The organism is [Clostridium] symbiosum ATCC 14940 (assembly GCF_000466485.1).
Lineage (GTDB): Bacteria > Bacillota > Clostridia > Lachnospirales > Lachnospiraceae > Otoolea > Otoolea symbiosa.
The window spans coordinates 16,659-29,186 of record NZ_KE992842.1; the positions used below are offsets into that span (position 1 = coordinate 16,659).

The 12,528-nt window shown below is 48.9% G+C and carries 10 protein-coding genes; 8 read left to right on the top strand and 2 right to left on the bottom strand.

Annotated features, from left to right (window positions below):
- Positions 1-102: 102 nt before the first annotated feature.
- Genes CLOSYM_RS04675 through CLOSYM_RS23980 form a run of 6 tightly spaced genes read left to right on the top strand, consistent with a single transcriptional unit; the run spans position 103 to position 6,777 of the window.
- Positions 103-1,596, top strand: coding sequence for a sugar ABC transporter ATP-binding protein (locus CLOSYM_RS04675; protein ID WP_003500363.1), 1,494 nt, complete (start codon positions 103-105; stop codon positions 1,594-1,596).
- A 23-nt stretch (positions 1,597-1,619) separates the two neighbouring features.
- Positions 1,620-2,597, top strand: coding sequence for an ABC transporter permease (locus tag CLOSYM_RS04680; protein WP_044902139.1), 978 nt, complete (start codon positions 1,620-1,622; stop codon positions 2,595-2,597).
- Between the two features lie 47 nt (positions 2,598-2,644).
- Positions 2,645-4,132, top strand: coding sequence for an FGGY-family carbohydrate kinase (locus tag CLOSYM_RS04685; RefSeq protein ID WP_021641161.1), 1,488 nt, complete (start codon positions 2,645-2,647; stop codon positions 4,130-4,132).
- Between the two features lie 26 nt (positions 4,133-4,158).
- Positions 4,159-4,995 (top strand): class II aldolase, encoded by an 837-nt coding sequence (locus tag CLOSYM_RS04690; RefSeq protein WP_003509091.1) that lies wholly within the window; start codon positions 4,159-4,161, stop codon positions 4,993-4,995.
- 37 nt (positions 4,996-5,032) lie between these two features.
- Entirely contained in the window at positions 5,033-6,532 is a 1,500-nt protein-coding gene (gene xylB, locus CLOSYM_RS04695) for a xylulokinase (protein ID WP_021641162.1), read from the top strand.
- Positions 6,533-6,549: 17 nt separating this feature from the next.
- Positions 6,550-6,777, top strand: coding sequence for a DUF6783 domain-containing protein (locus CLOSYM_RS23980; protein ID WP_081697044.1), 228 nt, complete (start codon positions 6,550-6,552; stop codon positions 6,775-6,777).
- On the opposite strand, the gene CLOSYM_RS04700 is transcribed toward CLOSYM_RS23980, so the two are convergent.
- Complete coding sequence (locus CLOSYM_RS04700; protein WP_003500370.1) at positions 6,721-7,314, bottom strand: uracil-DNA glycosylase family protein; 594 nt, start codon at positions 7,312-7,314, stop codon at positions 6,721-6,723. The genes CLOSYM_RS23980 and CLOSYM_RS04700 overlap by 57 nt on opposite strands.
- A 230-nt stretch (positions 7,315-7,544) precedes the next feature.
- On the opposite strand from CLOSYM_RS04700, the gene CLOSYM_RS04705 reads away from it, so the two are divergent.
- Complete coding sequence (locus tag CLOSYM_RS04705; RefSeq protein WP_009298882.1) at positions 7,545-8,453, top strand: DMT family transporter; 909 nt, start codon at positions 7,545-7,547, stop codon at positions 8,451-8,453.
- Between the two features lie 128 nt (positions 8,454-8,581).
- Positions 8,582-10,630, top strand: a complete 2,049-nt coding sequence (gene rbr / locus CLOSYM_RS04710; protein WP_044902140.1) for a rubrerythrin — start codon at positions 8,582-8,584, stop codon at positions 10,628-10,630.
- Positions 10,631-10,709: 79 nt separating this feature from the next.
- On the opposite strand, the gene CLOSYM_RS04715 is transcribed toward rbr, so the two are convergent.
- Positions 10,710-12,017 carry a Na+/H+ antiporter NhaC family protein gene (locus CLOSYM_RS04715; RefSeq protein WP_003500377.1) on the bottom strand — a complete coding sequence of 436 codons (1,308 nt, stop codon included), beginning with the start codon at positions 12,015-12,017 and terminating at the stop codon, positions 10,710-10,712.
- Positions 12,018-12,528: the final 511 nt, after the last annotated feature.

A 12,528-nucleotide genomic window follows, 5' to 3' on the forward strand; every position in this document is an offset into this window, starting at 1 on the left:
ACACGCAGCAAAAATCGGCACAGGAAACGTCATAGGGAAAAGATTTATGAGGTTTCCTATATCTAACAGGCGTAAACTTTTTCAGGGAATACGAGGTAGCGTATGGACGGAACAAAACTCTTACAGATGCAAAATATCACAAAAGCATTTGCTTCAAACATAGTACTGACCGGTGTAAACCTTTCTGTCGGAGAAGGTGAAGTGGTAGCCATCCTCGGTGAGAACGGTGCCGGAAAATCAACATTAATTAAGATACTGGGCGGAATCTACAAAGCAGATTCCGGAGAAATACGGATTAACGGAGAAGTGAAAAATATACATTCTGCGGCTGTAGCGGGAGCCAACGGAATCAGAATTATCCATCAGGAAATCATTCTGGTGCCGGCCAGGACAATCGCCGCAAATGTTTTTATGGGTCGGGAACTCAGAGATAAATTTGGTCTTGTCGATGCAAAGAGGATGGAGGAGGAGACGCAGAAGGTAATTGACGATCTGCACCTTAACCTGAGAGCGGATCAGCTCGTGGAGGAGCTGTCCATCGGCATGCAGCAGCTTGTGGAGATTATTAAAGCCGTATCGGCGGAGGCGAGAATCGTCGTAATGGACGAACCTACATCTTCACTGTCCCAGGGGGAAGTGGAGACTCTGTTTGACATCATCCGGCTGCTGAAGGAAAAAGGCGTCGGTATTATTTACATATCACACAGACTGGAAGAGCTGTTTGCAATCACGGATCGGATTGTCGTTCTGCGTGACGGCAAAATGATCGGGGATATTCCCACGCCGGAGGCGGATAAGGACGAACTGATTAAGATGATGGTCGGCCGCGAACTGAGCAGCTATTATACAAGAAACAAGCATGAAATCAAAGGTACCTCCCTGGAGGTTAAGGGCCTGGAACATGATAAGTATTTCAGGGATATCAATTTCCATGCACGGTACGGAGAGATCGTAGGCTTTGCAGGTCTGGTGGGGGCCAGGAGAACAGAGCTGATGAAGACAATCTTCGGTGCATACCAGAAGGCGGGCGGAGATATTTATCTGGACGGCAAAAAGCTGGAAATTAAGAGACCGCAGGATGCCATCGATAATGGTATCGTCTATGTCTCTGAGGATCGAAGGGACGAGGGCCTGATTCTCAAAAATGATGTGAAATTCAATATGGGGCTTGTCTGTCTCGGTGATTTCATCAGGGGAGTCGGGGTAAAACACGGGGCATGGGATAAGATGGTGGAGGACTACAGAAAGAAATTCTCCATTAAAATCACATCCTCCAGGCAGCTCACGGGGAACCTGAGCGGAGGAAACCAGCAGAAGGTAGTGCTGAGCAAATGGCTGGCGAAAAAACCGAAGGTGATTATACTGGACGAACCGACCAGGGGAATCGATGTCGGCTCAAAGGCGGAAATATACGCCATCATCGATGAACTGGCCGCAGAAGGCGTATCGATTATCATGGTCTCCTCGGAGCTTCCGGAGATTATCAATATGTGCAACCGGTGTTATGTCATGTGTGAAGGAAGAATCACAGGTGAGCTGGCCGAGGAAGAATTCTCCCAGGAATCCATGATGACGTTTGCAACCAGCAGAGAATAAGGAAAATTATCAGGAGGTACATTATGGAAAAGAAGAGAGAACGGAGCGTTCCGTTTACAGGCTCCGCTTATTTTAAACGCAATATCGGAACAATCATCGGTCTGATTCTGCTTATAATCATTGTTTCAATCTCAACACCGAAGTTCATGACATCGTCAAATCTTTTAAACCTGTTAAAGTCCAACTCGGTTAACGCAATTATCTGCTGCGGCATGCTGCTTGCGATCCTGATGGGGGAGATTGATATTTCCGTCGGCTCCACTGTTGGACTTACGGGCGTCATCGGTGCATATATGATTACGAATTTAAACGTGCCGGTTTGGCTGACCGTGATAAGCTGTCTCGCGGTGGGCGCTCTGGTGGGAACCGTCAACGGTTTTGCCGTCGCATATCTGCAGGTGCCGGCTTTTGTGGCCACCCTGGCCACCCAGTGTATCGGCCGCGGCCTTACGGAAATCATATCGGGCGGCGTGACAATCCGTGTCCGGAATGCCGCTTATACGGGACTCGGCAACTTAAGCATCGGCGGAGTGTCCATTATTATTGTCTATGCCGCGGTGATCTTAATCGCCACCTGGGTTTTACTAAACAAGACGCGTTTTGGGTACTATATCTATGCACTGGGCGGTAACAAGACGGCAGCCAGGTACTCAGGCGTAAATGTGAAAAAATACAATATGCTCCCTTATATCCTAATCGGTCTTCTCTGCGGAGTCGGCGGTATTGTATGGTCCGCGCGTCTTGGCTCGGCGGCAGCCACGCTGGGAAACGGATTTGAGATGGATGCCATCGCGGCAGTCGTAATCGGCGGAACCAGCATGTCGGGCGGCGTTGGAACCGTGGGAGGCACATTTATCGGTATCCTGATTATCGGCGTAATCACGAACGGACTGAACCTGATGGGTATCAACTCCTTCTGGCAGGGCGTATTCAAGGGAATCATCATCATGGTGGCAGTCGTAATCGACGTATTCAAGAAGAGCCGTTCCAGGCAGCAGTAAGCGGCAGTTGACAAGTAAATCAAAAAACAGTGCTGAGAGGTGATTTTATGGCATTTGCAGGACTGGATGTGGGCACCAGCGGAGCGAAGCTGCTGGTCTACGATCTGGACGGCGCGATATTGTTCACGGCTTCCAGGAAGTATGAGGAGCTGGGCAGCGGCGGCCGCCGGGAGCTAAACCCGGAAACCGTTATGAAAAATGTGAAAGAGGTACTCCGGGAAGCAGGCGAAAACTGTCCGGAAAAGATAGAGGCCATGGCTGTCACAAGCCTTGGAGAGTCGGTCGTATGCCTGGACAAAGAGGGCAGGGTGCTGGCCAATTCAATGCTGACGGGCGATCCCAGAGGGATTGAAGAGATAAAAGAAATTATAGAAACGATGGGGGCTAAGAAGATTTTTGAGATTACCGGCCTGCCGCCAAACGAGCTTTACGGTCTTCCGAAATATATGTGGCTGAACCGGAATACCGATGCGGTGAAACGGGCGGAGGCAATTTTGTTCTATGAAGATTTCGTCGGATACATGCTCACCGGGCAGCGAAAGGTAAGCTATTCTTCGGCGGCCAGAAGCATGGCCTTTGATATCAGGAAAATGGAATGGTCAAAGGAGCTTCTTAAGCTGGCAGGAATCAGGGCAGAACAGATGTCTGAGCCGGTGAAGCCGTGTACCGTAATTGGCGCCATATTGCCGGAGACGGCAAAGGAACTGAATCTGAGTCCCGATATGATGCTGGTGGCCGGCGGACACGATCAGAGCTGTGCGGCCCTGGGAAGCGGATTAAACCGCATCGAGGCTGGGGAATGCGGAATGGGGACATGTGAGTTCCTGTTCACGATGCTTCCGGAGCCCCTGATGACGCCGTATATGATGGACAATGATTTTACCTGTATTCCTTATATCCTGCCCGGCACCTATTTATCCAGCCTGGAGGTTACGACCTGCGGCGCCTTGAAGAACTGGGCGCGGGACAGTATCCTGAAAGGCTTCAGGATGGAGTGCGAAGAGAGGGGGGAGAGCTTTTATTCCCGTATCGATGAGGCGGTCCGGGATATCCGAACGGAGGTTATGGTCCTTCCGCAGTTCGGTTCGGCGGGAAACCCCGATCTGTCCATGGATGCCCGGGGAACCATCACCGGCCTTACCATTCATACAAAGGCGGAAGAGATTTACAGGGCCATCCTTGAAGGAATGGCATTTCAGATGTATCTTTCCTACGAACGTCTCAAAAAGCTGGGAACGAAGATGGAGTCGCTCGTGGCGACGGGAGGAGGGGCGGCCTCCGGGCTGACGCTTCAGATACGGGCCGACATCTTCAATATGAAAGTATTGTCCCTGGTCAACGAGGAGTCGGGTACCCTTGGCTGCATGATGATGGCTGCGGCCGGAACTGGGGCCTATTCTTCTTTGGAGGAAGGCATCAAACGCGCGGTAAAGATAAAAAAAGAATATATGCCGGACGCCCGGATGCATGAGTACTATATGGATAAATTCGGGAAATATAAAATGCTCTATGAGAAGATGCATGATTTCAAATAAAACAGTAGATCACGGAGGAGATAACTATGAAACTTGTAAATGGTTTTGACTTAATGGAATTCGCAAAAAAACATCATCATGTATTACCGGCGTTTAATACGACAAATCTGGAAATGACCATAGCGATAGCAAAGGGACTGATGGACGCAAAGCTGCCGGGATATATTCAGATATCCTCCAATAACCTGAAACTCTCCAATCCGCGTATCATCGCCCTGATGGCCATGGATGCGGTGAAAAATTCAGAAACTCCCATCGGACTCCATCTGGATCACGGTAAATCCTTTGAAGACGTCAAGGCATGCGTGGATGCAGGATTTACCTCCATCATGATTGACGCCTCCCATCTTCCCTTTGAGGAAAACATAAAAGAGTGCCGCCGGGCCGCCGAATACTGCCATTTCTATGGGATTCCGGTGGAAGCCGAGCTTGGCGCACTTCAGGGGAAAGAGGAGGACGTGGTGAATGAGGCAGAGTGCAGGACGGATCCGGATATGGTGGCCGATTTCGTAGAGCGGACGGGCTGTGACACGCTGGCTGTTTCGGTCGGCAATGTCCACGGCTTATGCCTGGATCCCAGGATTGACATTCCGCTGCTGGCAAAGATTAACGAAGTCTCCGCAGTTCCGCTTGTGCTTCACGGAGGCTCCGGCATTCCGAAGGAAGTAATCTGGGAGGCTAAGAAACACGGACTCATCAAAATTAATTACGGCTCCGATTTGAGAAAAGAATACATACGCACATTTGGCGAGAGCTATGAAGCGGATCATAACGAACACGACGTAATCCATCTGAGCATTGAGGCAGTTGAAAATGTCAGCAGAAAAGCCAGGGAACTGGTTACCATGATTAACGAAAACTAATGAACAGCCGGCGGTAAGGCGAAGGGTGGATTGCAGTATGGAACACACAGAACATACATTTTTAGGCATAGATTTAGGAACCTCTGCAATGAAGCTGGTACTGATAGACGGGAATAAAAATGTGCTGGCACAGATTACGGAGGAATATCAGGCGGTCCAGCCGGAGCGCGGTTTCAGCGAGATTGATCCGGAAATATGGTATGACTGTATGGTGAATGCCATGGATCGCATCCTGATGCAGTGCGACCGGAGCCGGATCAGGGGAATCGGGGTCACAGGGCAGATGCATACGCTGGTGGTCCTGGATGCGGAGGGAAAGCCGGTGCGGCCCGCCATGATGTGGAATGATATCAGAACCAGGGATTTAATTCCGAGGCTGAAGGAGGAAATAAAACAATTTCCGGAGGGAGAATACCTTTCCCGGACGATTTCCACAGGAAGCCCGGCGGCAAATCTCTACTGGCTCAAGGAAAATGAACCGGAACATTTCAGGAGGATCAAAAAATTCCTGATTGGTCCCGATTATCTCGTATACAGGCTGACAGGCCATTTCGGGACGGATTACTGCGAGGCTTCCACCTCCTGCTTATATCAAATCAGGGAGAAACGGTGGTCGCCGGAGATGAGAGCCATGATAGGCCTTGAAAAAGAGTACTATCCGGAGATCCGGGGCAGCGTCCTGGCGGCCGGCACGCTCAGCCCTGATATGGCAGAGCGGTTTTTGCTGCCCCAGGAGATCGATGTGCTGACCGGAACCGGGGATAACCCTGCCACGGCTATTTCCACAGGCTGTCTGGGGAGGGGCTATCCGGTCATATCGCTGGGGACATCAGGCGTATTCATGATGCCGGTTGCAGAGCTTAAGGATAATGCAAAAGGAAAGATGATCCTATTTTCCTTTGATAATAAAAGCTATTCCTATCTCGTACAGGGGGCGGTACAGTCGAATGGAAGTACATTTGACTGGTGGGTCCGCGGGATCATGGAGGAAGATGATTTTTCCAAGGTGGACAGCCTGATAGACGTGGAAAAGTCGCTGGCAGGCGGAGTGATTTTCTATCCCCATCTGTCGGGGGAAAAGACCTTGTACGCAGATCCGTGTATCCGCGGAGCCTTTATCGGGCTGAGTACGGAGACAGACCGATCGGATATGCTGTATGCGGTGATAGAGGGGCTTTGTTTCAGCTTCCGGGAACTGGCCGAGAAGATGCGCCTTCCTCTGTGCCGCTTCGGCAGCGTCAAGGTGGTCGGCGGCGGCTCAAGGAGCAGAGTGTGGATGCAGACTCTGGCCAATGTGCTGAATATCCGTATTGAGCAGATGGATGGAATGATAGGTCCGGCATTTGGAATCGCCCTTCTGGCGGCTTACCACTGCGGATGTTTCGATTCCCTGGAACAGATTTCGGAGGGAACCGTGAAAATCCAGAACTGTTTTGAGCCGGAACCATATGCAGTAGCGGCCTGTGAAGAGCAGTATAAAAAATATCTCAGGATCCAGAAGGGGCTGCGGTACATAACAGACGGGACAGAAATGTAGCATGTCCTATAGCCTGTTTGAAAATTCATTCCTGCCATCTGCACGCCCCACTTTGCGGCATATTTGGCCCAAATTCAGTCAGCGTAGCCCACAACGCCTCCTTCATTCGGGCCAAATCTCCCGCAAAGTGTGACGCACATCTGACAGAAAGCAATTTTCAGCCACGCTCTGGTGAACGATTCGGTATCTTAATGAATGATTCTATACATGGCGGCAATATCTTCGCCGGCCATGGCAAACTTTGATTTTTCGATCAATATATTCTGTCCGGTCATAATATAGGACGGCATAATACGGATACCCTGCCAGTAAATTTCGGTATGGCGTATTTTATAGGTAGAGACGGACGGCACCGCATTTTTGCGGGCCGTCTTTCTGCTTATCATGTTGAAGGCCTTTTTTGCCACGTCTCCCATCAGCATAATTACCTTTAAATTGGGGAATAACGACAGCTCTTTTTCGAGAAAGGGCAGGCTCTGCTCGATGAGGCTTCTATCTACCGTGGATTCCGGTTTCGGCATTTTCACCGCATTCGTTAGGTATATTCCCTGACTGAGTATATCCAGGATGGTGCCTGCCCTGATTCCCGCCTCCTGAAACAGCGGGAGAGCCGTTGTCAAATAAGCTGCGTCAGGCCCGCCGTAAAAATCATCTCCCGGGTCTTCCGGCACAACTTCATTGATCAGGACGGCATAGATCCTATCCGGCACAACATCGACAGGATTAAAATACAGTCCGTCCGAACCGGGCCCCGCTTTTTGCAACTCTTCTCTGATGTTCATGATTCGTCCTCCTTGTTTTTTTTCCATTTTTCCTGAAATGGTGTGAAGTGCTACCTGCTGCTATTATACCAGGGAAAACATGATCAGGGGGTGTCATGTTCATTTTTCCGTCATTATGGCAATGAAATAGCTTTTGAATTGTGATATACTCAGCTATAGAGATACATACAGGAACCGGCATGAATAAACAATCGAAATCAATATGAAACAGACATGAATGGAGAACATCAATGGAGAACCGAACCCGCAGTGCAAAGCTGATGAATATTACTGCTATGGCCGCATTTGGCACGATCGGCTATTTTGTCGCAAAAATTCCGCTCGCGTCGGAGGAGATTGCATTTTTCCGCGCGGTGATTGCAGCGGTTGTGATTTTGGCGTGGCAGCTTGTCAGAGGCAGAAAATTTCGTCTTCCGGCCAGCAGAAAAAGCCTCATCCTGCTTATGGCTTCAGGAGCTATGATAGGTTTTAACTGGATTTTTCTTTTTGAGGCATACCATTATACCTCTGTCTCTGTGGCGACCTTAAGCTATTATTTTGCGCCTGTAATTGTGATGGCGGCTTGCCCCCTGCTTTTTCGGGAGCGGCTCTCGCTGAAACAGATAATCTGTTTTGCGTGTTCAACGGCCGGCCTCGTTCTTGTGATATCCTCCGGCGGCCTGGAGGGCGGCAGCAGCAATGTCACGGGAGTTGGTTACGGACTGGGGGCCGCGGTTTTATACGCCTGCATTATTTTGATTAACAAATCCCTTACCGGTATTGATGGGATAGACAGAACACTGCTGCAGTTTCTGGTAGGACTGATTGTCATGTTTCCCTATGTTCTGTTCAAATCAGGTTTCCATGTAATGGAAGCGGGAACGGTAGGTATTATGAATCTGCTGGTACTGGGGGTTGTACATACGGGAATCGGCTACTGCCTCTATTTTTCATCGCTTGGAGATTTGAAAGGGCAGGAAGCGGCAATTTTGAGTTACATCGATCCTCTGGTTGCCTGCGCTATGTCGGTATTCGTAATGGGAGAGGCCATGGGACTGATGCAGGCGGCGGGAGGTGTGATGATACTAGGATTTACATTGTATAACGAGCTTGGAGGGAAAACACCGTCACATCCGCGGCAAAAGACTGGCTGTGAATAGCGCTGGGATTCAGTACGTGATAAAAACGGTGACAGATAAATTTTTAATTGACAAATATGAAAAATATGGTAAACTGATATTAATAATCATTATTGATTTTGGAGCATATATCATATTAGGAGGCGTCAATGAACCATTTACCAATGAACGTACGAGTCCCCATTGAAAAAGACAACCCATCCATTTGCAGAGATGAGGCGCTTTGTATCAAATGCGGGCAGTGCAGAGATGTCTGTACGGACTATATCGGAGTCCACGGGACGTATACACTTGAACAAACCGGAGGAACAGCCGTTTGTATTAACTGCGGCCAGTGTGCCAATGTCTGTCCGGTATCCAGCATTACAGAAAAATATGAATACCGCGATGTCAGGGAAGCAGTCCGGGATCCGGAAAAGATTGTTATATTCAACACCTCCCCGTCTGTGAGGATTGCGCTGGGAGAAGAGTTTGACATGGAGGACGGAAGCTTCGTCCAGGGAAAAATGGTAGCTTTGCTCCGTAAGCTGGGAGCCTCCTACGTGCTCGATACGAATTTTGCCGCTGATTTAACGATTATGGAAGAGGCCAGTGAGCTGATAGAGCGGATTACAAAAAAGAACAGGCCGCTGCCGCAGTTTACGAGCTGCTGTCCTTCCTGGGTCAAGTATGCGGAGATTTATCATCCGGACATGCTGCCGCATCTGTCCACTGCAAAGAGTCCGATTGGAATGCAGGGGCCGACCGTAAAGACGTATTTTGCAAAGAAGATGGGGCTGAATCCTGAAAAAATAGTCAATGTGGCCGTCACTCCCTGTACTGCGAAGAAGTTTGAGATCCGCAGGGAGGAGATGAAGGCAGCCGCAGAATACCTGGGGATTCCGGGAATGCGGGACATGGACTATGTAATTACCACCAGAGAGCTGGCAATATGGGCCAGGGAAGAGGCGATAGACTTTGCGGGCCTGGCGGATTCATCCTATGACAGGCTGATGGGGGAGGCATCCGGAGCCGGGGTTATCTTTGGAAATACCGGTGGCGTGATGGAAGCTGCGCTGCGGACTGCATATGAAACTATCACAAAACAGAAAGCTCCGGCCGTACTTTACAACCTTGAACCGGTACGCGGAATGGAGGATGTGAAGGAAGCCGAGGTAGTGATAGAAGGGCTGAAAGTAAATATCGCCGTCATATACGGAACTAAAGCCGCTTCAAAATTCATTGAACGAATAAAAGAGGGCGGCAAGGAATACCATTTCATAGAAGTGATGACCTGCCCGGGCGGATGTATCGGAGGCGGAGGGCAGCCCAAGGGTACGCTGCAAAAAGGCGACGAGCTGAGGAAAAAACGAATAGAAGGGCTTTACCGCAGAGACAGTGGAATGGAGCTGCGTACCAGCCATGAGAACAAAGAAATCATAGAGCTTTACAGAGAATTTTATAAGAAACCGCTGAGTGAGCTGGCAGAGCAGATGCTGCATACAGGCTACAGAGACAGAAGTGAAGATTTAGGAGGAAAGAATATGAGCAGTTCAGTTAAATATCGCTGTACAATTTGCGGATACATTCATGAGGGAGAACTTACAGAAGGATTTACATGTCCGGTCTGCCGTCAGCCGGCGTCAGTATTTGAGAAGATTGAAGAGAAGCCGGAGAATACCGGTAATAAATATGCTGGGACAAAGACAGAGAAGAATCTGATGGAAGGCTTTGCCGGTGAGAGCCAGGCCAGAAACAAATATACATATTTTGCCATGGTTGCCCAGAGAGAAGGATATGACCAGCTGGCGGAGATCTTTTTAAAGACAGCCAGGAATGAGCAGGAGCATGCGAAGCTGTGGTTTGAAGCCCTTGGACATATCGGGACGACAGCGGAGAATCTTCTTGCGGCGGCAGAGGGAGAGAACTATGAGTGGACCGATATGTATGATCGTTTTGCAAAAGATGCCGATGAGGAAGGTTTTCCTGAGATGGCGGAGCTTTTCAGAAAAGTAGGCGCAATAGAGAAGACCCACGAAGAGCGTTACCGCAAGCTGCTTCATAATGTCGAGATGCAGCAGGTATTTGAGAAGGCAGAGGAGAGTATGTGGGAATGCCGTATCTGCGGCCATCTGGTAATTGGAAAGAAAGCTCCGGAGGTATGCCCGGTGTGCAAGTATTCCCAGAGCTATTTTGAACTGAGAAAAGAAAACTACTAAGTATGGAAAAAGTTTAAATAACCGGCGGCGGTAACAGTGCATCTTTGTGCCTGAGAATCGCCGCCGGTTTTCGGCATATTTAGAGAATCATCCCCCCGATGAATCCTGCAATTGCCAGCGGCAGATTGTAAAAGAAGAATGTAGGCACACATGTATCCCAGATATGGTCGTGCTGCCCGTCGGCATTCAGACCGGATGTGGGCCCAAGCGTACTGTCGGAAGCAGGAGAACCTGCGTCACCAAGAGCAGCGGCACAGGCGATAAGGCAGGCTGTGGCTCCGACGCTCATGTTCATTTTCATACACATCGGTACATAGAACAAAGCGATAACCGGGATGGTTCCAAAGGAAGTTCCGATACCCATTGTGATTAAAAGACCGATTATAATCAGAACAATGACGAATACTACTTTGCTGGCCCCGAGTATGGCAAGCGTGGCGTCGATCAAAGTGTCTACAGCGCCGGTCTGGTTTACTACATAGGCGTACCCGCCTGCAATCAGCATGATAAAAGAAACCATACCCATCAACCGGATTCCTTCGGCTATTGTTCCGTCACTGTTACGAAGCTTAACGGCGCCGCCGATGATCATGATAAGAATACCGAGAAGAGCGCCCAGAGGCATTGAATCCCAATAGAGCTGGCCGAACAGAACGCCTGCGATTGCGATTAAGGATACGATATGATCCTTGTTAAGGCGGATTGCCTCGTCCTCCAGTGAAATACCCTCCAGTGAAATATCCTGATAATCGCGCGGCTTGCGGAAGAACCACCAGGAGCCGATAAGGCCGACAAGCATTCCGGCGCCCAGAATGATCGTATGAGGCCATACTTCTATCATCTCAATCGGCATGCCGTTGGCTGTCATGTTTTCAGCAACGATTCCCTGGAAAATGACACCGTACCCAAGCGGAATCGTTACGTATGGAGCTACCAGACCGAATTCCGTAACGCAGGCGGCCTGGCGGCGATCCATTTTCATCTTGTTCATCATTACAAGCAGCGGTGGAAATAATACCGGGATATAGGCAATATGTACCGGGATAATGGTTCCGGAAATTATGGCGCATACGACCAGGGTTGCCAGAAGAATCCACTTTCTCTCCTTAACTACCGATGCAATCCACTTGGCCAGCATTGTCGCCAGTCCGGTTTGTGCCAGAGCTGCTGCAAACGTCCCCAGAAGCAGATAAGCTATGGCATTTGTTCCATTTCCGTTCAGTCCTGTGATAATACCCCCCATGATTTCGCCTGGCCCCATTCCAGCCGCAAATCCTGCAACCATAGCCGATACAAGCAGTGACAGAATAACATTAAGCTTGCACAGACAAAGTACACACATAACAATAACTGAAAGTGTTACCGGGTTACTAATAATTTCCCACATAAAAAAATACCCCCTTATATAATTTTTAATCAGTATATGATATGGACGTCGATAAAATGCCGATAGGGTTTTCTGCCGCAGGAAGCTATGATATTGCAGAAAACTGCAGGTATCGACAGTTTATCGACGAAACCGGCCTGTATTGCGGACAGATAAAAGAGCAGTCAGAATATCTGCTCTTTACTCACAGAAGAAAACACATTATATAGAAGAAAGAGCAAAACAGCTGTTTATCCGGCCTTGTTTTAAACACAAAAACCTGTAAAAACAGCAGCTTAAAATAAAATGGAAAAATAAAAACAAAAAATGCAAAAAAATGGTTGACTTTTCTTTAGGGGTTTGGTATTATAATACTCGCCCTTGAAAAACGGGGTAACAAATCAAAACAAAGATTTGAAAAAAATGTAAAAAGTTGTTGACAAACAAAAGCGACTGTGATAAGATATAAAAGTTGCTGCTGACGAAAACGACAGCGAACAACAACAAAGAACCTTGAAAACTGAACAGTATG